The organism is Collinsella aerofaciens (assembly GCF_040915545.1).
GTDB lineage: Bacteria > Actinomycetota > Coriobacteriia > Coriobacteriales > Coriobacteriaceae > Collinsella > Collinsella aerofaciens_BE.
The window spans coordinates 1-23,169 of the sequence record NZ_JBCPDH010000023.1 but is presented as its reverse complement, the minus strand read 5'-3'; the positions used below and the strand labels follow the sequence as shown (position 1 = coordinate 23,169).

Genomic DNA, 23,169 nt, shown 5'->3' with positions numbered 1-23,169 from the left:
CCATGAGCACCAGGGACTTTTTTAAGAACTCCGTCTTGGAGGCGTTCGGTCAGGTCGACCCTGCCAAGATTGGCCTTTCGCTGCTCGTGGCGCTCGCCATGGGCATCCTGATCTATTACGTGTACAAGCGCTTTTTACCGGCGTGGTGTATTCGCGTAGCTTTGCCGTGACGCTCGTGGGCATGTGCGTGCTCACCTGCATGGTCACGCTCGCGATCTCGACCAACGTGGTCATCTCGCTCGGTATGGTCGGTGCTCTGTCCATCGTCCGCTACCGTACGGCGGTCAAGGACCCGCTCGACCTGCTGTATCTGTTTTGGGCCATTACCACGGGCATTACGGCAGGCGCCGGCATGTATGCGCTCGTGGGGCTTACGGCAGTGGTGATCGTGGTGATGATCGCCGGCTTTGCGAGCCACCAGGACAAGGCGCGCGTGTACATGATGGTCATCCACTACACGGGCCAGACCACCGGCGACGATATCGTGCGCGCGTTTGGGCGCACCAAGTTCACCGTCAAGTCTAAGACGATGCGCGGCGACAAAGTCGAGATGGCCGTCGAGCTCTTCTCGGACGGCGTTGACATGCCCTATGCGGACGCTATTCGCGCGCTTGACGGCGTGGAGGACCTCACACTCATCCAGTACAACGGCGAATACCACGGCTAATTATGTTCCGGCGTTTTAACAAACGCCGGACCGCTCGACGCTGCGCGGGCATCTGCCGGGCGATCTGCCGCTCAAACCGTCGCTCGCGTACATAAAGTACGCTTCGCTCCTCTTTCGCGGCACCTCGCCACGGCAGTTGCCCGCTCGCTGACGTTTGCTCGACCTGGGTGGGCCGATTTTGTTCGGATGCCGTCTTCACGGGTATTATGGTGAAAGCGATTTCAATGACAGGGGTGCTCGTGGTAAAGATGAAAGATGTGGCCGAGTTGGCCGGCGTTTCGAGCGCCGCCGTCTCGCGCTACCTCAACGGCGGATATATCTCGGCGGACAAGGCCCAGCGCATTAAGCAGGCGATTGAACTGACCGGATACGTGCGGTCCAGTCAGGCTCGCGCGCTGCGCACCGGTTCCACCAAGCTCATCGGCGTCATCGTACCTAAGATCAACTCGGAATCCGTAAGCCGCATTACCGCCGGTATTGGCCAGGTGCTTGGTCGCCGTGGCTACCAGATGCTGCTTGCCAATACCGACAACGCGGCCGATCGCGAGCTCGAATACCTCGATTTATTCCAAAACCACCCGGTCGATGGCATTGTGCTGGTGGCAACCATGATCACCGACGAGCACCGTCGCGCGATTGAATCGTGCCGCGTGCCCATTGTGTTGATCGGCCAACATGTCGAGGGCGCGGCGTGCGTCTATCATGACGATTACGAGGCCGCCTTTGAGCTGGGTCATGCGCTTGCGGGTCGCGTGGACGGCAAGATTGCCTATATTGGAGTTACCGAAGAGGACCGCGCGGCCGGTTATGACCGCCGTCGCGGTTTTGAGGCCGGCCTGCGCGCTGCGGGCAACCCGCTCGATTCCGCCTTGATTCGCCTGGGCTCGTTTACGCTCGACTCGGGCTATGGTGCGGCGCGTGAGCTGCTTTCCGTCGCTCCCGATGTTTCGTTTATCGCCTGCGCGACCGACACCATGGCGGCGGGCGCGCTGCGTGCCATCGATGAGGTTCGCGGCATGGGCGAGGGCATGCACCGCGTGAGCGGTTTCGGCGACAACGCGTTTTTGCGCGCGCTGACGGGCGGCATTCCCACCGTGCATTACGGCTACCTGACCAGCGGTGTCGAGGCGACCAATATGTTGCTCAACACGCTCGATGGCGCGGAAGGGGAGAACGGCCTAAAGACGCTCAAGCTCGGCCATCAGTTGATGAATGTCTAGGTCTTGATCGTGCCTGCCCGCCTTTGAGTCCCCCGTTTTTTGTCCCAAAACTACCATTCGCCGGCTTTTTCCTACCGTTCACCCTACTATGAAAACGATTACAGACATATGAAACTGAAAACGATTACAGTGTAAGTGTCAAAGATGGCCGGGTGCAGATGCTCCCGTTGGAGGAAAGGGAAGTCATGGACTACCGCAAATCAGCCCAAGAGGTGCTCGACAACATCGGTGGCGCCGACAACGTTATTTCGGCCGCACACTGCGCCACGCGTCTGCGCCTGGTGATTGCCGATAACGCCAAGGTCGACAAGGAGGCCCTCGAGAATATCGACGGCGCCAAGGGCGTCTTTGAGGCCCAGGGCCAGCTGCAGATTATCTTTGGCACCGGCACCGTCAATAAGGTGTACGACGAGTTCATCGCCCTCGGCGGTATCAATGCCGCCTCTAAGGCCGAGGTCAAGGAGGCCGCGGCACAGCAGCAGAACATCTTTATGCGTGCCATTAAGGTGTTCGGCGACGTCTTTGTCCCCATCATCCCCGCTATCGTGGCTTCGGGCCTGCTGCTGGGCATTATGAGCGCCTCAACTTTATGGCCTCCAACGGCTTTATCGCGCTCGACACCAATAACTTTATTTATAAGATTGCCGATCTGGTCTCGGGAACGTCCTTTGGCATTCTGCAGATCCTAATCGGCTACTCCGCGGCTAAGGCCTTTGGCGCCAACCCGTATCTGGGCGCCGTCGTCGGTGGTGCGTTTATCAACTCCTCGCTGCAGAGCGCCTACACGGTTGCCTCCGAGGGCGTGCAGACCATGGTCACCGTTATTCCCGGTGTGTACAGCTTTGAGTGGGTCGGCTATCAGGGCCATGTGATCCCCATCGTTATCGCCTGCGCCATTCTGGCCTTCCTCGAGAAGCGCCTGCACAAGATCGTTCCCGAGATGTTCGACCTCTTTGTGACTCCGCTCGTCTCGGTGTTCGTGACCGTGCTCGTGACGCTCGTTGCCGTCGGCCCCATCTTTGTCTGGGCCGAGAACGCCATCCTCGGTCTGATCCAGGCCCTGCTGACCCTGCCCTTCGGCATCGGTTCCTTTATCGTCGGCCTGTTCTATGCCCCCACGGTCGTTACCGGTATCCACCAGATGTACACCGCCATCGACCTGGGCCAGCTTGCCCAGTATGGCGTGACCTACTGGCTGCCCATCGCCAGTGCTGCCAACATCGCTCAGGGTGGCGCCGCACTCGCCGTTGCCTTTAAGACCCGCGATGCCAAGATCAAGGGTCTGGCGCTTCCTTCGGCCCTGTCCGCCTTCATGGGCATTACCGAGCCTGCCATCTTTGGTGTGAACCTGCGCTTCTTTAAGCCCTTCATCGCCGGCTGCATCGGCGGCGGTTGCGGTGCCTTGGTCTGCGCACTCACTTCGCTGGCTGCCTCCGGCACGGGCGTTACGGGTATCTTCGGCATCCTGCTGTGCCTGGCCCAGCCCGTACAGTACGTAATCATGTTTGCGGTCGCCGCGCTGGTTTCCTTTGCTGTCTCGTTTGTCCTGTACAAGGACGAGCCCAAGGCTTCCGAGCAGGCCTAAGAGCTTTTGATTAAGGGAATGCCCGCGGGCTGTATGCTCGCGGGTGTTTCCAGCATCGGGCGCCGATCTCTGGTGCCTTGTAACTTTCGATCTGTTAGGACTTTGATATGTCTAATGCACTTGGTCGCGATCTTGCAAAGCTGGTTGCCGCTGTTGACGCCGCCGCCACTGAGTGCGGTCATGGCGCGTATGGCCAGCGCTTCCATATTATGCCGCCGGCGGGTTGGCTCAACGACCCCAACGGTCTTTGCCAAGCGGGCGGCGTGTTCCACGCTTATTTTCAATATGCGCCGTTTGATGTCGAGGGCGGCGTTAAGGCCTGGGGTCATGCGACGAGTCACGATCTTATGACGTGGGATTACGTTGGCGCCCCACTGCTGCCCGACGAGCCGTTCGATTGCCATGGTGTGTATTCGGGCTCCGCGCTTGCCGAAGATGGTCGCATTCGCGTGCTCTATACGGGCAACGTTAAGCTTTCCGATGCTGACGGTACGTACGACTACGTCAATACCGGCCGCCGCGCCGATACTGTTTATGTCGAGAGCGTTGATGGCCTTGCCGGTCGGAAGTTCAACCAAAAGCGCGTGGTGCTGGCGTCCGAGGATTATCCCGAGGATTTGACCTGCCACGTGCGCGACCCTAAGGTGTGGCGCGATGATGATGGGCGTTACCACATGGTGCTGGGCGCGCGTCGTCGCGTGGATGGGCCGCATGTCGATAGTCGATTTTGCGTCATGCACGGCGAGGGTGCCGGGCGCGATGTGGGTGAGATCCTGGTGTATGGCTCGGCCGATATGCTGAGCTGGGAGCTCGAGAGCCGTGTGTCTACGCCCGAGCGTTTTGGCTTTATGTGGGAGTGCCCGGGATACCTTGAGCTTGAGGTGGATGGCGGCGCATCGGCGAAGTTCCTGTCCTTCTCGCCCCAGGGCCTCGAGGGCGGCCGTTGGGACCGCGGCAACGTGTATGCCGCTGGCTACATGCCTGTAACGGGCGACATTACGGGTGGTGACGGTGCCTATGAGCTGGGCGAGTTCCGCCTGTGGGATGCCGGTTTTGACTTCTATGCGCCGCAGGAGTTTACGTCCGAGGATGGTCGCCATATTCTAATCGGCTGGATGGGCATGCCCGATGAGCCGACCTATGGCAACGCGCCCACCGTGGCGTGTGGCTGGCAGCACTGCATGACGGTGCCGCGTGAGCTTACAGCCGGCGCCGGCGGCGTGGTGCTGCAGCAGCCGGCTCGCGAGATCGAGCGCCATTATGCCTCGGTGCGTGTGGGGCAGGGCTCGTTGGAGGTTGCCGACGATACCTGCTTTGACGTTGTTGTTGACGGTGTCGATGGCGCGTTTACCGCGACCGTTGATGACGAGCTGAAGCTGGAGTTTGTGCCCGCCGAGGGCGAACTGCCCTCGCGCTTTGAGATGCGATTTACCGATGAGGGTCGCGCTTCTGCCGGCTGCGGTCGTACCGTGCGTTGGGAGCCCGTCGACGAGGTTCGTAACGTGCGCATTGTTGGCGATGTCTCGTCGGTCGAGGTGTTCGTGAATGATGGCGCGCTCGTGTTTTCGACGCGCATCTATCCCGAGGCCTATGGCGTGACCGTTGACGCTCCGGGCACGAGCGTGAACTATCACACGCTCAACATCTAAGCGATTCGTCGCATATCGGCGCTATACTGCAGCCGTTGCCCACGATGCGGGGAACACCCGCATCGTGGGTTTTTGTTTTGAAGGGACGGTGCCGTATGGGCGTACAGCAGCTAGAAGAGGCCTGGGCTTTGAGGGCCGACGCGCGTGAGGCGCGTCTTGTTGCGGCCCCGCATGTGCCGGCAGCGCTGTCGCAGCTGGGGATTGTGCGTCCCGGTGACCGCCTGGTGGCCTTTGCGGATGACTTTACCGAAGCATTTGCGCACGGCTTTGATGGCCGCGATGTTGCGCTGGCGGGCTCGCCGTCCGCCGATGCGTTTACCGCCGCGTCCGAGGTCTTTGATGCTTCGTTTGATGCCGAGGGGCCGCACCTGTGGTGGTTCGTCAACTCCATCGGCGGGTTTGGACTGCGCGTGCCCGATCTGCGTACGCTGGGTCGAGCGGCTCGCGAGGCCCATGCGCTGCTGGTTGTGGACAACACCGTGGCGTCGGCTTTTGGCTGCGATCCGTTGCGCTTGGGTGCCGTGCTGTCGCTCGAGGCGCTCGACCGCGTGTGTGCTGGTAAGGCGCCGCGCAAGCTCGTTGCCGCTTCGGTGGCGCGCTCGCAGCTCAAGCGCCATCGTGTGGATGCTGCTGCCGAGTGCGCGCATGCGTTGTTTACGGGCTGCGGTGCTTTATCACTCGACCTTTCTACTGAGGAGGCCGACGTGCTCGAGCACGGGTTGCCCTCGCTTAACGTCCGCATGCAGGCGCATTTCGACCGCGCCCGTGCGCTGGCCGAGTATCTGGCCGCCAACGAGATGGTGCGCAACGTGCGCTATCCCGGTCTGAGCTCGCATCCCGATCATGCGGTTGCCACGGGAATCCTCGAGCATGGCTTTGGCCCGGCAGTTGAATTCGACCTTATCGAGCGTAGTGCAGATGATCTTTTCGATGTTTTGCCGGGGGAGTTCCGCACATCGCCGGCCGGCGGCGCAACGACGCGCCTTTCGGCCCCACGCGGCAAGCAGGGGAGCACCGTCCGCCTCTTCGCCGGCACCGACGACCCCCTGGTCGTAGCGTCCGCCCTAGACAACGCCCTTCGTAAATTAGCTACTCTTTAATGCTGGCGATGAGGTCGTTTGCTTTGTTGGCAATGACGTTGTTGATGTCGGCCTGCAGCTCCTCGTAGACCGCTATGGCTCGCTCGCCGGCGGGGGTGAGGGTGGATCCGCGGGCGCCGTCGCGCTCGATGAGCTTGCAGCCCAGCTGGCCTTCCGCCTCGTTCACAATACGCCACGCTTTGGAATAGGCCATGCCCATGCTCTTGGCGGCGCGGTTGAGCGAGTGCTCGCGGGCGATACCCTGCAGCAGCAAGACGCAGCCGTGGCCGAACACGCCCGGCAAATCCTTGTCGCACGTTTGAATGACCAACTTTGCCGTCGTCTTGTACTCCATGCGCTCCACGTCTCTCCGCTAAAGTGTTTGCTGGGTAAACGCAAAGCCTGCGTCAAACCCTCGTGTGCTCTTCTTAAATCATGCATTGTAGCAGTCAAAGTGCGTTAAGATACTTCCCCAGTATTGGGCGCCCAAGGTTGGGCTGGGTCCTACGAGGCCTGCAGCCGACCGGTCGCATGGAAAAAGGAGAAACATGGCTACGTTCTTTCCCGGTGAGTCCCACACGTTTTCGGAGTATCTGCTGGTCCCTGGTTACTCGTCCTCGCAGTGCATCCCCAACAACGTCTCTCTTAAGACGCCGCTAACCCGCTTTAAGCGCGGTGAGAAGCCGGCAATCACCCTGAACATCCCCATGGTTTCCGCCATCATGCAGTCCGTCTCGGGCGTCGATATGGGTGTCGCGCTCGCTACCGAGGGTGGCCTGTCCTTCATTTACGGTTCCCAGAGCGCCGAGTCCGAGGCCGCTATGGTCAAGGCCGTCAAGGATCACAAGGCCGGTTTCGTTCAGTCCGATTCCACGCTGACCCCCGACATGACCATGGAGCAGGTCATCGAGCTCAAGGAGAAGACCGGTCACTCCACCATGCCGGTTACCGACGACGGCACTCCCAAGGGTAAGCTCCTGGGCATCGTCACCAGCCGTGACTATCGCCCCAGTCGCGATGACCACCAGACGAAGGTCTCCGAGTTCATGACCCCGCGTGAGCAGCTCATCGTGGGCGACAAGAACATCAGCCTCAAGGTTGCCAACGACGTCATCTGGGACAACAAGCTCAACGCCCTGCCCATTGTCGACGACAACGATCACCTCATGGGCATCGTCTTCCGCAAGGACTACGACAGCCATAAGACCAACCCCAACGAGCTGCTCGATAACGACAAGCGCTACATGGTCGGCGCCGGTATCAACACCCGCGACTATGCCGAGCGCGTGCCTCTGCTCATCGAGGCCGGTGCCGACGTTCTGTGCATCGACTCCTCCGAGGGCTTCAGCGAGTGGCAGAAGCGCACCATCGAGTGGATCCGCGCCAACTATGGCGAGGACGTCAAGGTTGGTGCCGGTAACGTCGTCGACGCCGAGGGCTTCCGCTTCCTGGCAGACTGCGGTGCCGACTTCATCAAGGTCGGTATCGGCGGTGGCTCCATCTGCATTACCCGCGAGACCAAGGGTATCGGCCGTGGCCAGGCTACCGCGCTGATCGACGTCTGCCGCGCTCGCGACGAGTACTACGAGGAGACCGGTGTCTACGTGCCCGTGTGCTCCGACGGCGGTATCGTCTACGACTATCACATGACGCTTGCCCTTGCCATGGGTGCAGACTTTATGATGCTGGGCCGTTACTTCGCCCGCTTCGACGAGAGCCCGACCGAGCGCGTCAACGTCAATGGCCAGTACATGAAGGAGTACTGGGGCGAGGGTTCTGCGCGTGCCCGCAACTGGCAGCGTTACGACCTGGGCGGTGCCGCGAAGCTCAGCTTCGTCGAGGGCGTCGACTCCTACGTTCCCTACGCCGGTTCCCTCAAGGACGGCGTGGGCGGTACGCTCTACAAGGTCAAGTCCACGATGTGCAACTGCGGTGCCCTCTCGATCCCCGAGCTCCAGGAAAAGGCACGCCTGACCCTGGTCAGCTCGACCTCGATCGTCGAAGGCGGCGCCCACGATGTAGTCGTGAAAGATTCCCAGCAAAGCGTCAGCTACCGCTAAGCGGCTTTACCAAGCACCGCACCTTGCCGTTCAAACCGTCGCTCGCGTACCAAAGTACGCGTCGCTCCTCTTTCACGGCAATCTGCGGCACTTGGTAAACCCGACCGTGCTTGGACGGGTAACAATTAGCGGTTGATTTACAACCACGTTATTTAGATAAAGCGAGATGCCTGCAAGTCGCAGGCATCTCGCTTGTCGTATTTGCTATCATCAGTCAAGTTAACCTTAGGGTCGGGCGGCCTGGCTTTGTTCGCTACAAGTTCCGCACGCAAAGAAGAGCACTTAATGTGCTCTTCGTCTTGCGCAGGACTGTCCGCAGTAGCGAACAAAGCCAAGCCGCCCGACCCCAGCTAAGATTAAAGGAGCTGATATGTGCGATTGCACAGATCATAAGGACGAGATCCCTGCCTACGACGCGCAGGCCATTGAGTCCAGGTGGATGAAGGCCTGGGAGGACTCCAACCTCTTTGCCGTCGACACCGACGACAGCAAGCCCAAGAAGTACGTGCTCGAGATGTTCCCGTATCCGTCGGGTGACCTGCACATGGGCCACGCGCGCAACTATACCATCGGCGATGCCATGGCCCGTCAGGCCCGCATGCGCGGCTTTGACGTGCTGCACCCCATCGGCTTTGACGCCTTTGGCCTGCCCGCCGAAAACGCCGCCATCAAGCACAATACGCAGGCTGCCGCCTGGACGTATAAGAACATGGACCAGGCGCTCGCCACGATGAAGCGCATGGGCTTCTCCTACGATCTGGATCGCATGGTCAAGACCTGCAGCCCCGACTACTACCGCTGGGGTCAGTGGATCTTTGAGAAGCTGTGGGAAAAGGGCCTGGTCTACCGCAAGAAGAACCCGGTTAACTGGTGCCCCACCTGCAAGACCGTTCTGGCCAACGAGCAGGTCACCGAGGGTAAGTGCTGGCGCTGCGGCACCGAGCCCGAGAAGCGCGACCTTGAGCAGTGGTACTACAAGATTACCGAGTACTCTCAGGAGCTGCTCGACGACCTGGAGAAGCTCCCCGGCTGGCCCGAGCGCGTCAAGCAGATGCAGGCCAACTGGATCGGTCGCTCCGAGGGCGCCGAGGTCGACTTTACCCTGTGCGACCGGGATGGCGAGCCCATCGAGGGCGACGAGGGCAAGATCACCGTCTTTACCACGCGTGCCGATACGCTCTTTGGCGTTTCCTTCTTTGTCCTGGCTCCCGAGTACGCCCGTCTGCACGAGCTCGTCGAGGGCACGGAGTACGAGGAAGCCGTGACCAAGATCGTCGAGGACTCCAAGCATATCTCTGCCGTCGAGCGTGCCCAGGGCACCATCGAGAAGCACGGCGCTTTTACCGGCCGCTACGTGGTGAACCCCGTGAACGGCGAGAAGGTCCCCGTGTGGGTTGCCGATTATGTCGTTGCCGACTACGGTACCGGTGCCGTCATGGCCGTTCCCTGTGGCGACCAGCGCGACTTTGAGTTTGCCCGTAAGTACGACCTGCCGATCGTGCCGATCATCCTGGACGATGACGATCGCGCTGCCATCGAGGCCAGCGGCGAGACCATCGATACCTTCCATGCCGAGACCGTCGACTGGGATTGCGCCCACGCTGCCGAGGGCACGCTCGTCCAGTCCGGCAAGTACACCGGCATGCGCGGCGGTAAGCACTCCGAGGGCGAGGCTGCGATCGTGGCTGACCTCGAGGCCATGGGCTGCGGTCGTCGCAAGGTCGAGTTCCGTCTGCGCGACTGGCTCATCAGCCGCCAGCGCTATTGGGGCAACCCCATCCCGGCCATCCACTGCGAGCACTGCGGCATCGTTCCCGTGCCCGAGGACCAGTTGCCGGTGACGCTGCCCGAGAACCTTGACCTGGGCGCCGGCGAGACCCTCGCCGAGTGCAAGGAGTTCTACGAGACCACCTGCCCGGTCTGCGGCCGTCCGGCCAAGCGCGAGACCGATACCATGGACACCTTCACCTGCTCCAGCTGGTATTACCTGCGCTATACCGATCCGCACAACACCGAGCTGCCTTTCTCCCGCGAGGCTGCCGACCGTTGGATGCCCGTCGATAACTACATTGGCGGCATCGAGCACGCCATTCTGCACCTGCTCTACAGCCGTTTCTTTACCAAGGCGCTGCGCGACCTGGGCCTGCTGAGTGTGGACGAGCCCTTCACCAACCTGCTGTGCCAGGGCATGGTCAAGGACGAGAACGGCGACACCATGTCCAAGTCCAAGGGCAATGTCGTGCCCCCGAGCTCGGTCATCGAGCCCTACGGCGCCGACACCATGCGTCTGGCGATCCTGTTTATCGCTCCGCCCGAGAAGGACTTCGACTGGGATCCCAAGGCCGTTGAGGGCGCCAACCGCTTCATCAAGCGCGCCTGGCGTATCGTTTGGCAGCTCGTCCAGTCCGGTGACGCCAACTTGGCCTTCGACAAGTCCGCGCTCGACGAGGTTGCGATGAAGCTCTATCGCGAGCGTCACCGCACCATCGCCAAGTGCACCGAGGACTTCGACCGCGGCCAGTTCAACACCGCCATCTCGGCCGTCATGGAGCTCGTCAACGCGGCGAGCGCCTACCTCAACGCCACCGAGGGTACCGCCCGCGACAAGGCTTTGTGCTACGGCGTGGCCAAGGATATCGTGAGCGTCCTTGCCCCCATCTGCCCGTTCTGGGCCGACGAGCTGTGGCACGAGGCGCTCGGCTGCGAGGGCAACGCCTACACCGCCGCTTGGCCCGAGTTCGACCTGGCCGAGTCCGTTGAGGACACGGTGCAGATCGTGGTCCAGGTGCTCGGCAAGGTCCGCGGCCGCGTCGACGTGGCCCGCGATGCCTCCAACGAGGAAATGCAGGCTGCCGCCGAGGCCGCTGTCGCCAAGTGGACCGAGGGCAAGACTGTCGTCAAGGCCATCTGCGTGCCCGGCAAGCTGGTCAACCTGGTGGTCAAGTAAGTGCTGCGCACTTAACTGACGCATAAAAGACGAGGGACGGTCCGGTTGGGTCGTCCCTCGTTTTTCATATACCTGCCCTGATTTCTGCGGTCAATTGTCCTATTCTTGTGGAGAAGCTGTGCGCACGCTGACCTGCTGATTCGTACTGTGCTTGCACGTTTCCGCAGCTATTGGTATAGTTTGCTTGCAAATGAAGTTGTAATTGAAAGAAGTGGGGTTTCGGCCCCGCTTCTTTTTTGTATGGATGGAGGTGCCGCAATGGTCAAGACCAAGACCGAGCAGGCGATCATCGACGCGCTCGAGGCCGTCGCTCCCCAGCACGATGTCGACATCGTCGACGTCGAGCTCGTGGGTGCCACCAAGGCCCCCTGCGTGCGTGTGCGTATCGAGGGTGCCGAGGGTCAGAGCCTGTCGCTCAACGACGTCACGGCCAACACCAAGTGGGTCGGCGATGTGATTGAGGAGCTCGACCCCATCTCTTCGAGCTATACACTCGAGGTGTCGAGCCCGGGGATGGCGCGCCCGCTGCGCCGCCCGTGTGACTTTGCCCGCTTTGTGGGCGAGAACTGCGAGCTCACCTCCACCGCCACCGAGGGCCGTCGCAAGTGCGCCGGCAAGATTGCCGCCGCGACCGAGACGAACGTGACCCTCGAGCTTGAGGACGGCGAGTCCGTCACCCTCGATTTCTCTGATGTTAAAAAGTGCAAGTTGAAGCCCACCTACGACTTCAAGCCCGCGAAGGAAGGAAAGTAAGATGGCAGCATCCGACATGATGTCCGCCCTGATGGAGCTTTGCCAGGAGAAGCACATCGACCAGCTCTACCTGATCGACCGCCTGGAGCAGTCGCTCGCCAAGAGCTATGCCGAGATCCTGCATCTTGAGTGGGGCGCCAAGGTGACCATCGACCGCACCACCGGCAAGATCTACGTCTACCGCCTGGAGCCGATCGACGATTCCATGGACGAGGAGGGCAACTTCACCGAGTTCGAGGAGATCGACGTCACTCCCAAGAACACGAGCCGCATCGCCGCCCAGCACGCCAAGGCCGAGATCAACGCCATCGTGCGCAACTCCGCCCGCGAGCAGATCTACGAGGAGTTCTCCGGCCGCATCGGTGACCTCATCAGCGGTACCGTGCTGCAGTCCACACCCGACTTCACGATCGTCAAGATTCGCGAGGGCGTCGAGGCCGAGCTGCCGCACTTCGATCAGCGTCGTTACGAGAACGAGCGCAACGAGCGTCCGATGGGCGAGCGCTACCTGCACAACCAGCACATCAAGGCCGTGATCATCGACGTTCGCGACCCCAACTCCAACCTGCAACCGGTTCGTGGCGAGCACAGCCGTCCGCCGATTGTCATCTCCCGTACCCACCCCGAGCTCATGCGTCGTCTGTTTGAGCAGGAGGTGCCCGAGATCTATGAGGGCACCGTCCAGATCAAGTCGATCGCCCGCGAGCCCGGCCAGCGCTCCAAGGTTGCCGTCCACTCGCTCGACGACCGTCTGGATCCCGTTGGCGCCTGCGTCGGCCCCAAGGGCAGCCGTGTTCGCGCTGTCGTGGGCGAGCTCCGTGGCGAGCGTGTCGACGTCATCCTTTGGGATGCCGATCCTGCTGTCTACGTCGCCAACGCCCTTTCGCCCGCCAAGGTCACCCGCGTCCTCATCGACGAGGAGAAGGCTTACGCCGGCGTCATCGTGCCCGACGACCAGCTGTCCCTCGCCATCGGCAAGGAGGGCCAGAACGCCCGCCTCGCCGCGCGCCTGACCGGCTGGCACATCGACATCAAGTCCGAGACCCTTGCCGCCGACATCCTCAAGAACGTTCCCGTTCACGAGGAGCCCGCCGCCGACCTGATCGGTGACGAGGAGGATGAGGACGTCCGCCGCTGCGAGTACGTGTCCGAGGACGGCATCCAGTGCCGCAACCAGGCTCGTCCCGGCTCCCGTTTCTGCGGTGTCCACGACACCGACGCCTTCGATGATGCGGAGGACCTGATCTAGCGCGCGGTCGCGCCGGGCGGGTCCCGGCGCGTCTCCCACGCTCGTTCAGTCTCTAGGCACCCAAGGTGCCAGAAAGGGTAGGTGAAGTCATATGGCAAAAGTCCGTGTGTCCACCCTGGCCAAAGAGTTCGGCATGACCTCCAAGGAACTGATGGGTCATCTCGCCGATATGAAGATTCCCGCTAAGTCCGCTTCCTCCACCTTGGAGGACGCCTATGTCGCCATGGTCCGCAAGCAGCTCGCCTCGGTGATCGAGGCCCGCGCCCAGGAAGTCGAGGCCGCCAAGCAGGCCGAGGAGCAGGCAGCTGCCGCCGAGGAAGCCGCACGCGCCGCCGAGGCCGAGCGCGAGCGCATCGCCGCCGAGAAGGCCCGCGAGGAGGAGCGTCGCCAGTTTGCCGCAGCCCAGGCTGCCGAGGAGGCTGCCCGCGCCGAGGCCGAGGCCAAGAAGAAGGCCGAGCAGGAGCGCCTTGCCCGCGAGAAGGAGGAGGCTGCCCGCGAGGCCCAGCGCCGCGCCGTTCCCGCTTCCGACTCCGGTTCGCGCTTCCGTTCGCTGCTCGACCAGATCGCCGCACAGGAGACCGTGCTCAAGGAGAGGAAGGACGCCGAGGACAAGGCCAAGGCCGAGCGCGCCGCCGAGCGCGGTAACCGTCGTGGCGGCAGCAACGACCGCCGCGGTGGCCGTCGTAACGATCGCAACGCTTCCGACAACAACTCCGAGCGCAACGCCTCCGAGAGCCGTCCGCACAGCCATCGCACCAACGCCAGCAACAACGTCGCTGCCGGCATGGACTTCCCCAACCCCGATAAGCAGGGCAAGGGCAAGAAGCGCAAGGGCGGTCACAACAACGAAGAGGACCACTACAGCCGCATGGCTCGCGAGGCCGAGGAGTACAGCCGCGAGAAGGTGCTCGAGGAGGCTCGTGCTGCCGTCGAGGAGGCCTCTCGCGAGTCCACCGGTCGCCGCAAGAAGCGCAAGGAGAAGCGCGAGCGCGAGGCTGCCAAGGCTCAGGAGGAGCGCAAGATAGAGGAGGCGCTGGCCCAGGGCGTGAACCCCGAGGACCTCGACGCCATCAAGGTCTCCCAGGGCGTTACCGTCCAGGAGCTCGCCGAGGCGCTCGACGTTCCGGCCAACGACATCATCAAGCGCCTGTTCCTGCTGGGTACGCCGCTCACCATGACGCAGTCCATGTCCGACGACCTCGTCGAGCTCGTCGCCGACGACCTGGGCCGTCAGATCAAGATCATCACCCCCGAGGAGGAGAACACCTTCTCGTTCTACGACGATCCCGCCGACCTTAAGCCGCGCGCTCCGGTCGTCACCGTCATGGGTCACGTCGACCACGGCAAGACGAGCCTGCTCGACGCCATCCGTCACACCGGCGTTGCCGCCGGCGAGGCGGGCGGCATTACGCAGGCCATCGGCGCTTCGCAGGTTATGATCAACGACCGCAAGATCACCTTCATTGATACCCCGGGTCACGCCACCTTTACGGCTATGCGTGCCCGCGGTGCCAAGGTGACCGACATCGTCATCCTGATCGTCGCCGCTGACGACGGCGTCATGCCCCAGACCGTCGAGTCGATCAACCACGCCAAGGCCGCCGGCGTACCCATCGTCGTCGCCGTCAACAAGATCGATAAGCCGGGCGCCAACCCCGACCGTGTGCGTCAGGAGCTCACCGAGTACGGCGTCATCCCCGAGGAGTGGGGCGGACAGAACATGTTCGTCAACATCTCGGCTAAGCAGAAGATCGGTATTGACGAACTTCTGGAGACCGTGCTGCTCCAGGCCGATGTGCTCGAGCTCAAGGCTAACCCGGACACCTTTGCCTCCGGCAACGTCCTCGAGGCCAAGCTCGACAAGGGCCGCGGCTCGGTCGCTACCGTGCTCGTGACCCGCGGCACCCTGCGCGTGGGCGACACGCTGGTCGCCGGCCTCACCTATGGCCGCGTCCGTGCCATGCTCGACCCCAAGGGCAACGCCGTCACCGAGGCCGGTCCTTCCGACGCCGTCGAGATCTTGGGCCTGCAGTCCGTCCCCAACGCCGGCGATGAGTTCCGCGTGTTCGAGGACGAGCGCGAGGCGCGTGCGCTGGCCGACGAGCGTTCGCTCAAGGCCCGTATCGAGGAGCAGAGCCGCGTGAAGCACGTGACGCTCGAGAACCTCTTCGAGACCATCGCCGACGCCGAGGTCAAGGAGCTCAACCTGATCATCAAGGCCGACGTCCAGGGCTCCATCGAGGCCCTTCAGGACTCCCTCGACAAGATGGATCAGTCCGAGGTGCGCATCAACACGATCCATTCCGCCGTTGGTGCCATCAACGAGACCGACGTCGTCCTGGCCGACGCTTCCAACGCCATCATCATCGGCTTTGGCGTCCGTCCCGACGGCAAGGCCCGCTCCGCCGCCGAGCGCGAGGGCGTCGAGATCCGTTGCTACGACGTCATCTACAAGTGCCTCGAGGACCTCGACGCTGCCCGCATCGGTATGCTCAAGCCCACCGAGGTCGAGGTCTCCACGGGTTCCGCGACCGTTCTGGACACCTTCAAGGTGCCCAAGGTCGGTATCGCCGCCGGTGTCCGCGTCGAAGAGGGCGAGATCGCCGCGACCGATTCCGTACGCCTGGTGCGCGACGGTATCGTGGTTTTCAACGGCAAGATCGCCTCGATGCGCCACTACAAGGACGAGGCCAAGAGCCTCAAGAGCGGCTCCGAGGGCGGTATTGGCCTGGAGAACTTCCAGGACATCAAGCCTGGCGACACCATTGAGGGCTACCGCATCGACCAGGTTGCCCGTACCGAGTAGGGGGTAGCACTATGAAGCAAACGCAGGCAACCCGCCGTCTGGGCGAGCAGCTTCGCGAGAAGCTCGGTTATATCCTGCTCTTTGAGGTTTCCGATCCGCGTCTCGACCTGGTCACCCTGACCGCGGTCGAGGTCGCGGTGGACCGTTCGTTCGCGCGCGTGTACGTGTCGTGCGACGCGAGCCGCTACGACGAGGTCATGGAGGCGCTCGCCAGCGCCAAGGGCCGCATCCGTAGCCTGTTGGCCCGCTCGCTCGATTGGCGCGTCACGCCCGAGCTCGATTTTCGCATCGATCGCTCGACCGATGAGGCCGAGCGCATCACGCGTGCGCTGGAAAACGTTCCCGCCACGCTTGCGATCGAAAAGGACGAGGACGGCTATCCAATAGCGGATGCCGCCCAGGAGGCAGCTTTAGATGAGTAATTCCGCCGACCTCGCATCGTGCGAGTCTGCAGATATTCAGCGACGCATCCTCGAGCTCATCGAGGGTGCGTCCTCCATTGCGATTTCGGGACATACGTCTCCCGATGGTGACGCCCTGGGCTCCGTGCTGGGTCTGGGCTTATCGCTTATGAAGTTTTTCCCCAACAAGGACATTGCCCTGCTGCTGGCAGACGATGACCCGGTTCCGCGCATCTACCGCTTTATGGAGGGCGCCGACCGTCTGGTGCCGGCATCTGCGTATACCGGCAATCCGGATCTGTTCATCTCGGTGGACGTGCCGGTCGTCGAGCGTCTGAACAACTCCGCCGAGGTGCTCCGCCGCTCGTCGCATGTGGTGTGCTTCGATCACCATCCGGCGCGCGAGGAATTTGCCGAGCTGAGCCTGAGGTGCGTCGGCGCCGCGGCCTGCGCCATGATCATCGACCGCTTTTTGGACAATTGCGGCATTGTGGCTCGCAACGGTGTCGCGACCTGCCTGCTGTGCGGCTTGGTGACCGATACCGGTCGTTTTCAGTACCAAAACGCCGATGCCGCCGCGTTCCATGCCGCCTCGCGCCTGGTCGCGCACGGTGCCGATCCGGCGCGCGTCGCGCTCGAGGTCTACCAGAGCATGCGCGTGGAGTTCTTGCATCTCAAGTCCATCGTTATGGGCCGCATCAAGACCGTGGCGCACGGTCGCGTGGCATATAGTTATGCGTACCAGAGCGACCTCGAGGCCTGCGGCGTCACTTCGGATGAGTGCGACGGTCTGGTCGATGTGGTGCGTTCAGTGATGGGCGTTGAGGTCTGCCTGTTCCTAAAGGGCATCGAGGGCGATACCAAGGTGCGCGGCAACCTGCGCTCCAAGGGTGACCTCGATGTGTCCGAGATCGCTGCCAACTTTGGCGGTGGCGGGCATCATGCCGCCGCCGGCTTTTCCAACAACGGAACGATTCGCGAGACGCTCGCCGTGGCACTTCCCATGCTGGCCGAGCTGGTGGGGGAGGATCCCGCTTCGGTGACCGTCGAGCTCTAACTTTTTGGATGGTACATGGCTCGTCGTACGCCTTCTCAATTGAATATGCTGCTCGCCGTCGATAAGCCGGTGGGCTGCACGTCCCACGACGTGGTATCGCAGTGCCGACGCGCTCTCCATGAGCGACGCGTCGGCCATGCCGGTACGCTCGACCCCATGGCCTCGGGTGTCATGGTGGTGGGCGTGGGCCAGGCGACGCGTCTGCTGGGCATGCTAACCCTCGATACCAAAAGTTATGTTGCCGACATTTCGTTTGGTGTCGAGACCAATACCGATGACGCGGAGGGCGAGGCCGTCCGCGCGGTGCCCGTTGCCCCCGAGCTGCGCGATCTCGCTTACGCCCGTGAGCAGCTGGCCGCTATGCTTGGCCCGCAGATGCAGGTGCCGCCAGTTTTTTCGGCCATCTCGGTCAATGGCGTTCGCGCCTATAAGAGTGCTCGCGAGGGCAATGCGGTCGACTTGCCTCCGCGCCCCGTCGAGGTCTATGCCGCCGACCTGATCGCCGTGGGCGGCGAGGGCGATACGTGCGTCTGGACCGTGGCGTTTTCGGTAAGCAAAGGCACCTACATTCGCGCGCTCGCTCGCGATCTGGGTCGTGCCTGCGATAGCGCTGCACATATTTCCGCGCTGCGCCGTACGGCCTCCGGCGTGGTTTCCATTGGCGCCTGTCATGCGGTGGAGGAGCTTTCTCCCGAGTCCGCCGCTGGCTTTGCCCTGGATCCCATCGCCGCCTTAGGTGCCACGCGTGTCGATTTGCCGGGTAATCTTGCAGAGGACCTGCTTTGTGGCCGCCGCATTCCCGTTGAACGCGCGCTTGCGGACTTCGATACGGCGAAGGCGCCGTTCACGCTCGTACTCGATGGGGGATTGAAGGCGCTTGCTCGTATCGAGGGCGGCCGCTTTGTGATGGAGCACGTCTTTCCGCAGGCGATCGGCGGTGTTCGATGATGCTGACGCCCCACGAGCTCGCGCGTATCTTTTTCGCGGGTGAGTTGGATGAGGCCCGTATCGTTTCTGCCGATGCTTTTGATGGGCGCGAGTTCTTGGGTGCCGCGTCGATCGCCATTGGCGTGTTTGATGGCGTGCATCGTGGGCACCAAGAGCTGATCGAAGCGGTTATTCGCGATGCACATGATCGCGGCAGCAAAGCGGTCGTGGTCACCTTCGATCCTGATCCGGACGTCGTGGTGAGTCCGTTGCCCGCCCAAAAATTGATGACGACGGCCGACCGCCTGCATGCCCTGGCTCAAACTGGGGTCGATGCGGTGGTGGCCGTTCCCTTTACGCCTGAGGTTGCGGCGCTTGACCATGTTGATTTTCTCTCGCTGGTGTCGCGTCTGGTCGACATTCGATCGATTCGCGTTGGCAGTGACTTTAGGCTGGGTCGTGGCGGTGCTTCTGGTGTTGCCGAGATGCGCGCCTGGGGTTCCGAGCACGGCGTTGACGTGTACGGTCACGACCTGCTTTGCGAGGGCGGTGAGGCCATTTGCGCCACCCGCATTCGTCATGAGCTCGGACAGGGCCATGTGGAGCTGGCTGCTGAGTTGCTCGGCCGCCCGTATATGGTGCGCGGCGGTGTTATTCGCGGCCGTCACGAGGGTTCTGGCATGGGCTTTCCCACGGCAAACCTGCAAGTTCCCGACGGCCTTCAGGTGCCTGCCGATGGCGTCTACGAGGGCCTGGTGCTGGTCGATGACACCGTGTGGCCCGCTGCCGTGAACGTCGGACTGCCGCCGACGTATGCCGACGATGCGGCATCTGCGCATCTTGAGGCTAATTTAATTGGTTATACGGGCGACCTCTATGGCGCTTCCGTTTCGCTGGCGTTTACGCGCTGGCTACGTCCCTCGCGTGTGTTCGATTCGCTGGATGAGTTGATTGCGACCGTCGAGGGTAATATCGAGGATATTCGTCACAACTTGGGCGATCAGGGGGTGAGCATCCGTGATTAGCGATGAGGAAAAAGACCAGGTACGCGCTGCGTCTGACCTGGTTGCCATCGTGCAGGAAACGGTCGAGCTCAAGCCTCGCGGCCATGAGTTTTGGGGATGCTGCCCCTTCCATGGCGAGAAGACGCCGTCCTTCCACATTATCCCCGCCACGCAGGTGTGGCATTGCTTTGGTTGCGGCGAGGGTGGCGACGTTTTCACGTATATCATGAAGCGCGAGAACCTGAGCTTTCCCGAGTCAATCCGTTACTTGGCCGATCGCGCGGGTATTGAGCTGCATGACACCGGAGATCGCCGCGAGCGCGGCACCAAGCGTGCCCGCATCTACGATCTGTGCGCCGAGACCGCCCAGTTCTACCACACCATGCTCATGCGCGGTAAGGACGGCCGTCCGCGCGAGTACTTTGCCAGCCGCGGCATGGGCGGCGACGTCTGCCGCCGCTACTGCCTGGGCTTTGCACCGGGCCGTAACGCGCTGGTGTCGCACCTGTCCCAGGCGGGTTTTACCCCGCAGGAGATGATCGACGCCAACGTTGCCGTGAGTCGCGGGCGCGGGCAGCTTGCCGACCGCTTTTACGACCGCGTGATGTTCCCCATCTTTGACGAGCAGGGTCACAACATTGCCTTTGGCGGTCGCATTATGGGCGACGGCCAGCCTAAGTATCTCAACACCGCCGAGACGAGCGTGTTTCATAAAAAGCGAAACCTCTACGGCTTTAATTGGGCCAAGGAGTTTATCGTCGCGCAGGATACCGCCATCGTGGTAGAGGGCTATACCGATTGCATCGCCTGCTGGGAGGCGGGGATTAAAAACGTTGTCGCCACGCTGGGCACCGCCCTCACGGAGCACCACGTCAAGACGCTCACTCGCTTTGCCAAGCGCATCGTGTATATGTTCGACGGCGATGCAGCGGGCCAGAAGGCCGCCCGTCGCGCGATTCAGTTTATCGAGCAGGATTCCATGGACCTGCGCTGCGTGGTGCTCCCCGACGGCAACGACCCCATGGAGTTCATCACCGCACATGGTGGCGAGGCACTGCAGACGCGCATCGACGCTGCCGAGCCGCTTATGGACTTTGTCTACCGTTCGCTGCAGGAGTCGAGTGACATCACCACGCCGGGCGGTCGCGCTAAGGCGCTGGAAGATGCGCTGACGCTTATCTATCCTTTGCGCAACAGCTATATGATCGACACGTACTTTATCCAGATTGCCGATCTGCTGGGTTTGGATCTGGAGACGGTGCGCGCGAGCTCGGGTCGTGTGTTTCGCGATGTCGCCAAGCGCGAGGATGCGGAACGACGTCGTGAGCAGAACTATGAGCGCCAACGGGCACAGACTGAGCGGTCCGGTAGCGCGGGCGGTCGGGCGTCGGGTTCTCGCGATGCCGGTCGCGGTGCTTGGGCATCGGGCGCGACGCCGCCGGTGTCCGCGCCGGTCGAAGAAGAGCCGTACGACTACGTCCCGCTCGATGCCTACGGCGCCGCGCCCGTGGAGGTCGTCGACGACCTGCCGCCGATCGATGTGCCTGATGGTATGGGCGCTGTGCCTGTGGCTGACGGTTCGGGCGCACCGGCTGCGGCGGCGCCGATGGTTCTTACCGATCTTGAACGCAAGTCCTTGGCAGGGGAGCGCGAGCTGTTGACGATGCTCACGAGCTACCCCGACCTGTTCCGCACGTATGCCGACCGCATCTGCTCCATCGAGTGGGTTGACCCGCGTCACGAGTCCATTGCATGGGCCGTTCTGGCAACGCCGCCGGGAACCGATCCTGCAGCCTGCATGGATGCGGCGCGCTCGGTGTGTCCCGATGCGGCAACGCTTGTGAGTGCCGGCCGCATCTCCGCGACGAGCAAGCACCCCACCGAGACGAACATCGTGTTTATGCTTGATACGCTCGAGCTCTACACCATCAAGCGTCGCATGCGTGCCGCACAGGCCAAGCTGCGCCAGGACCGTTCACTCGATGATGAGGCCCGTCGCGCGCTGACCGTGCAGGCCGCGCAGGATTCGCAACGTCAACGCGAACTGCAAAAGTCGATCGGCGGCGTGGCGGACCCGTTCCGTTCGATCGGCCTGGAGGCCGCAGGCACCGAACAAGCCTAGATGTTGTGGTCAACCAGCGTATTCTCGCCTATATCCAGTCCTCTTTTTGGGTATAGACGTCAATGTGTGTGCTAAAGTATTGAGTCCTGTGGACTATGAAGGGAGAATCTGTGCCAAAAAAGACTGAGAGCACGGGTACTGGGCTGGAATCCTACGTTGCAAAGCTCATGGGCAACGGCTCAAACAGGACTTCGGTAACCGAGGACGAGATTCAGGTCGCCCTGAAGGATATCGATGTTTCTGACGAGCAGCTCACCGCGGTGTATTCCGCGCTGCGCAACAGCGGCATCCAGATTATCTCCGCGAGCGGTAACGACGACGCCCCCATGGACGTCGACGATGACGATACCGATTCTGATACCGACGATTTCGATGACGACGATGAGCACGATTCCGGCTCGCTCGACGATCACGAGCTCAAGATGGCCCGTCAGGCCGACGCCGAGATGGGTTCTTCCAAGAGCAAGAAGAAGCGCACCGTGCGCACGTCCCGTTCACGCTCCCGCGTGCGCGGTATCGATGCCTCCACGGTGATGCTGACCGGCGATCCGGTCCGTATGTACCTCAAGGAGATCGGCAAGGTCGACCTGCTGACCGCCTCCGAAGAGGTCGATCTGGCCATGAAGATCGAGGCCGGTCTTGAGGCCACCGAGAAGCTCGAGGCTGCCGATGCTGGTGAGCTCGAACTCACGCGTGCCGAGATGCGTCGTCTTACGCGCATTGAGAACGTGGGCCTCGAAGCCAAGCAGGCGCTCATCAGCGCAAACCTGCGTCTGGTCGTCTCCATCGCCAAGCGCTATGTTGGTCGCGGCATGCTGTTCCTGGACCTGATCCAGGAGGGCAACCTCGGTCTGATCCGCGCCGTCGAGAAGTTCGACTACCAGAAGGGCTTTAAGTTCTCCACGTACGCCACGTGGTGGATCCGTCAGGCTATTACGCGCGCTATCGCCGACCAGGCCCGTACCATCCGTATTCCCGTGCACATGGTCGAGACCATCAACAAACTCGTCCGCGTGCAGCGCCAGCTTCTTCAGGACCTGGGCCGCGACCCGACCCCCGAGGAGATCGGTGCCGAGATGGACATGAGCGCCGACCGCGTCCGCGAGATCCAGAAGATCTCGCAGGAGCCCGTGTCGCTCGAGACCCCCATCGGCGAGGAAGAGGATTCCCAGCTGGGCGACTTCATCGAGGACTCCCAGGCCATCGTTCCGCCCGATGCCGCCAGCTTCTCCATGCTGCAGGAGCAGCTCACCCAGGTGCTCGATTCGCTTGCCGATCGTGAGCGCAAGGTTATTGAGCTGCGCTTTGGCCTTGTCGACGGACATCCCCGTACGCTCGAGGAAGTCGGCCGCGAGTTTGGCGTCACGCGCGAGCGCATCCGCCAGATCGAGTCCAAGACTCTGGCCAAGCTTCGCCACCCCAGTCGCTCCAGCAAGCTGAAGGACTATATCGAGAGCTAGTCAAGCAAGAAGCGCCCTCAAGCACATCCGCTTGGGGGCGCTTTCATGTAGTCGTTGGGGACATTCTTGAATGACTGGTCGTTTAAGAACGTCCCCAATGACTAGGCGGTTGATTTCCGATCTCAGCCGAACACATTAGGCGGACAGGCCGTTCCCGCAGCTAGCCGAACGCCCCCGAGGCCC

19 protein-coding genes are annotated in these 23,169 nt (G+C 62.1%); 18 read left to right on the top strand and 1 reads right to left on the bottom strand.

Annotation, left to right across the window (positions count from 1 at the left end; all coding sequences use genetic code 11):
• Window positions 1-2: 2 nt before the first annotated feature.
• The 7 genes from AB5202_RS07630 (at window position 3) to AB5202_RS07600 (ending at window position 6,221) form a co-directional block, all read left to right on the top strand.
• Window positions 3-170: a hypothetical protein gene (locus tag AB5202_RS07630; RefSeq protein WP_368144316.1), complete on the top strand. Its 168-nt coding sequence runs from the start codon at window positions 3-5 to the stop codon at window positions 168-170.
• A complete protein-coding gene (locus AB5202_RS07625) occupies window positions 143-667 on the top strand; it encodes a DUF4956 domain-containing protein (RefSeq protein WP_368144317.1) in 525 nt (174 codons plus the stop codon). Before AB5202_RS07630 ends, AB5202_RS07625 begins: the two co-directional genes overlap by 28 nt.
• Before the next feature lie 248 nt (window positions 668-915).
• Window positions 916-1,887 carry a LacI family DNA-binding transcriptional regulator gene (locus AB5202_RS07620; protein ID WP_368144323.1) on the top strand — a complete coding sequence of 324 codons (972 nt, stop codon included), beginning with the start codon at window positions 916-918 and terminating at the stop codon, window positions 1,885-1,887.
• Between the two features lie 185 nt (window positions 1,888-2,072).
• A complete protein-coding gene (locus AB5202_RS07615) occupies window positions 2,073-2,576 on the top strand; it encodes a glucose PTS transporter subunit EIIB (protein WP_368144318.1) in 504 nt (167 codons plus the stop codon).
• Window positions 2,477-3,472 (top strand): PTS transporter subunit EIIC, encoded by a 996-nt coding sequence (locus AB5202_RS07610; RefSeq protein WP_368144319.1) that lies wholly within the window; start codon window positions 2,477-2,479, stop codon window positions 3,470-3,472. Before AB5202_RS07615 ends, AB5202_RS07610 begins: the two co-directional genes overlap by 100 nt.
• A 107-nt stretch (window positions 3,473-3,579) precedes the next feature.
• The gene (locus AB5202_RS07605; protein WP_368144320.1) at window positions 3,580-5,121 is read left to right on the top strand and encodes a glycoside hydrolase family 32 protein; all 1,542 of its coding nucleotides are present in this window, start codon (window positions 3,580-3,582) and stop codon (window positions 5,119-5,121) included.
• A 95-nt stretch (window positions 5,122-5,216) separates the two neighbouring features.
• Window positions 5,217-6,221: a PLP-dependent transferase gene (locus AB5202_RS07600; RefSeq protein WP_368144321.1), complete on the top strand. Its 1,005-nt coding sequence runs from the start codon at window positions 5,217-5,219 to the stop codon at window positions 6,219-6,221.
• On the opposite strand, the gene AB5202_RS07595 is transcribed toward AB5202_RS07600, so the two are convergent.
• Window positions 6,211-6,555: a winged helix-turn-helix domain-containing protein gene (locus AB5202_RS07595; RefSeq protein ID WP_368144322.1), complete on the bottom strand. Its 345-nt coding sequence runs from the start codon at window positions 6,553-6,555 to the stop codon at window positions 6,211-6,213. The genes AB5202_RS07600 and AB5202_RS07595 overlap by 11 nt on opposite strands.
• A gap of 193 nt (window positions 6,556-6,748) precedes the next feature.
• Between AB5202_RS07595 and AB5202_RS07590 the strand changes: the two genes are divergently transcribed.
• From AB5202_RS07590 to rpoD, 11 genes are all read left to right on the top strand, one after another.
• Window positions 6,749-8,260, top strand: a complete 1,512-nt coding sequence (locus AB5202_RS07590; protein ID WP_006234046.1) for an IMP dehydrogenase — start codon at window positions 6,749-6,751, stop codon at window positions 8,258-8,260.
• 370 nt (window positions 8,261-8,630) lie between these two features.
• On the top strand, window positions 8,631-11,207 hold the full coding sequence (gene leuS, locus AB5202_RS07585; protein WP_368144439.1) for a leucine--tRNA ligase: 2,577 nt from the start codon (window positions 8,631-8,633) through the stop codon (window positions 11,205-11,207).
• A gap of 258 nt (window positions 11,208-11,465) precedes the next feature.
• Complete coding sequence (gene rimP / locus AB5202_RS07580) at window positions 11,466-11,960, top strand: ribosome maturation factor RimP (protein WP_368144440.1); 495 nt, start codon at window positions 11,466-11,468, stop codon at window positions 11,958-11,960.
• A 1-nt stretch (window position 11,961) separates the two neighbouring features.
• The gene (gene nusA, locus AB5202_RS07575) at window positions 11,962-13,209 is read left to right on the top strand and encodes a transcription termination factor NusA (protein ID WP_006234042.1); all 1,248 of its coding nucleotides are present in this window, start codon (window positions 11,962-11,964) and stop codon (window positions 13,207-13,209) included.
• A 91-nt stretch (window positions 13,210-13,300) separates the two neighbouring features.
• The gene (gene infB / locus AB5202_RS07570; RefSeq protein WP_368144441.1) at window positions 13,301-16,015 is read left to right on the top strand and encodes a translation initiation factor IF-2; all 2,715 of its coding nucleotides are present in this window, start codon (window positions 13,301-13,303) and stop codon (window positions 16,013-16,015) included.
• An 11-nt stretch (window positions 16,016-16,026) separates the two neighbouring features.
• Window positions 16,027-16,437, top strand: coding sequence for a 30S ribosome-binding factor RbfA (gene rbfA, locus AB5202_RS07565; RefSeq protein WP_117647311.1), 411 nt, complete (start codon window positions 16,027-16,029; stop codon window positions 16,435-16,437).
• The gene (locus AB5202_RS07560; RefSeq protein ID WP_161145269.1) at window positions 16,430-17,473 is read left to right on the top strand and encodes a DHH family phosphoesterase; all 1,044 of its coding nucleotides are present in this window, start codon (window positions 16,430-16,432) and stop codon (window positions 17,471-17,473) included. Before rbfA ends, AB5202_RS07560 begins: the two co-directional genes overlap by 8 nt.
• A 15-nt stretch (window positions 17,474-17,488) precedes the next feature.
• Window positions 17,489-18,421, top strand: coding sequence for a tRNA pseudouridine(55) synthase TruB (truB, locus tag AB5202_RS07555; RefSeq protein WP_368144442.1), 933 nt, complete (start codon window positions 17,489-17,491; stop codon window positions 18,419-18,421).
• On the top strand, window positions 18,418-19,425 hold the full coding sequence (gene ribF / locus AB5202_RS07550) for a riboflavin biosynthesis protein RibF (protein WP_368144444.1): 1,008 nt from the start codon (window positions 18,418-18,420) through the stop codon (window positions 19,423-19,425). The genes truB and ribF overlap by 4 nt, the downstream gene beginning before the upstream one ends.
• Window positions 19,418-21,526, top strand: coding sequence for a DNA primase (gene dnaG / locus AB5202_RS07545; RefSeq protein ID WP_368144445.1), 2,109 nt, complete (start codon window positions 19,418-19,420; stop codon window positions 21,524-21,526). The genes ribF and dnaG overlap by 8 nt, the downstream gene beginning before the upstream one ends.
• Before the next feature lie 110 nt (window positions 21,527-21,636).
• Window positions 21,637-22,986 carry an RNA polymerase sigma factor RpoD gene (gene rpoD / locus AB5202_RS07540; RefSeq protein ID WP_368144447.1) on the top strand — a complete coding sequence of 450 codons (1,350 nt, stop codon included), beginning with the start codon at window positions 21,637-21,639 and terminating at the stop codon, window positions 22,984-22,986.
• Window positions 22,987-23,169: the final 183 nt, after the last annotated feature.

Excerpts from the sequence above, each read along its gene's own strand:
- AB5202_RS07630 (WP_368144316.1), top strand. The coding sequence starts at position 3 with ATGAGCACCAGGGACTTTTTTAAGAACTCCGTCTTGGAGGCGTTCGGT.
- AB5202_RS07620 (WP_368144323.1), top strand. The coding sequence starts at position 916 with ATGAAAGATGTGGCCGAGTTGGCCGGCGTTTCGAGCGCCGCCGTCTCG.
- AB5202_RS07615 (WP_368144318.1), top strand. The coding sequence starts at position 2,073 with ATGGACTACCGCAAATCAGCCCAAGAGGTGCTCGACAACATCGGTGGC.
- AB5202_RS07610 (WP_368144319.1), top strand. The coding sequence starts at position 2,477 with ATGGCCTCCAACGGCTTTATCGCGCTCGACACCAATAACTTTATTTAT.
- AB5202_RS07605 (WP_368144320.1), top strand. The coding sequence starts at position 3,580 with ATGTCTAATGCACTTGGTCGCGATCTTGCAAAGCTGGTTGCCGCTGTT.
- AB5202_RS07600 (WP_368144321.1), top strand. The coding sequence starts at position 5,217 with ATGGGCGTACAGCAGCTAGAAGAGGCCTGGGCTTTGAGGGCCGACGCG.
- AB5202_RS07595 (WP_368144322.1), bottom strand. The coding sequence starts at position 6,555 with ATGGAGTACAAGACGACGGCAAAGTTGGTCATTCAAACGTGCGACAAG.
- AB5202_RS07590 (WP_006234046.1), top strand. The coding sequence starts at position 6,749 with ATGGCTACGTTCTTTCCCGGTGAGTCCCACACGTTTTCGGAGTATCTG.
- leuS (WP_368144439.1), top strand. The coding sequence starts at position 8,631 with ATGTGCGATTGCACAGATCATAAGGACGAGATCCCTGCCTACGACGCG.
- rimP (WP_368144440.1), top strand. The coding sequence starts at position 11,466 with ATGGTCAAGACCAAGACCGAGCAGGCGATCATCGACGCGCTCGAGGCC.
- nusA (WP_006234042.1), top strand. The coding sequence starts at position 11,962 with ATGGCAGCATCCGACATGATGTCCGCCCTGATGGAGCTTTGCCAGGAG.
- infB (WP_368144441.1), top strand. The coding sequence starts at position 13,301 with ATGGCAAAAGTCCGTGTGTCCACCCTGGCCAAAGAGTTCGGCATGACC.
- rbfA (WP_117647311.1), top strand. The coding sequence starts at position 16,027 with ATGAAGCAAACGCAGGCAACCCGCCGTCTGGGCGAGCAGCTTCGCGAG.
- AB5202_RS07560 (WP_161145269.1), top strand. The coding sequence starts at position 16,430 with ATGAGTAATTCCGCCGACCTCGCATCGTGCGAGTCTGCAGATATTCAG.
- truB (WP_368144442.1), top strand. The coding sequence starts at position 17,489 with ATGGCTCGTCGTACGCCTTCTCAATTGAATATGCTGCTCGCCGTCGAT.
- ribF (WP_368144444.1), top strand. The coding sequence starts at position 18,418 with ATGATGCTGACGCCCCACGAGCTCGCGCGTATCTTTTTCGCGGGTGAG.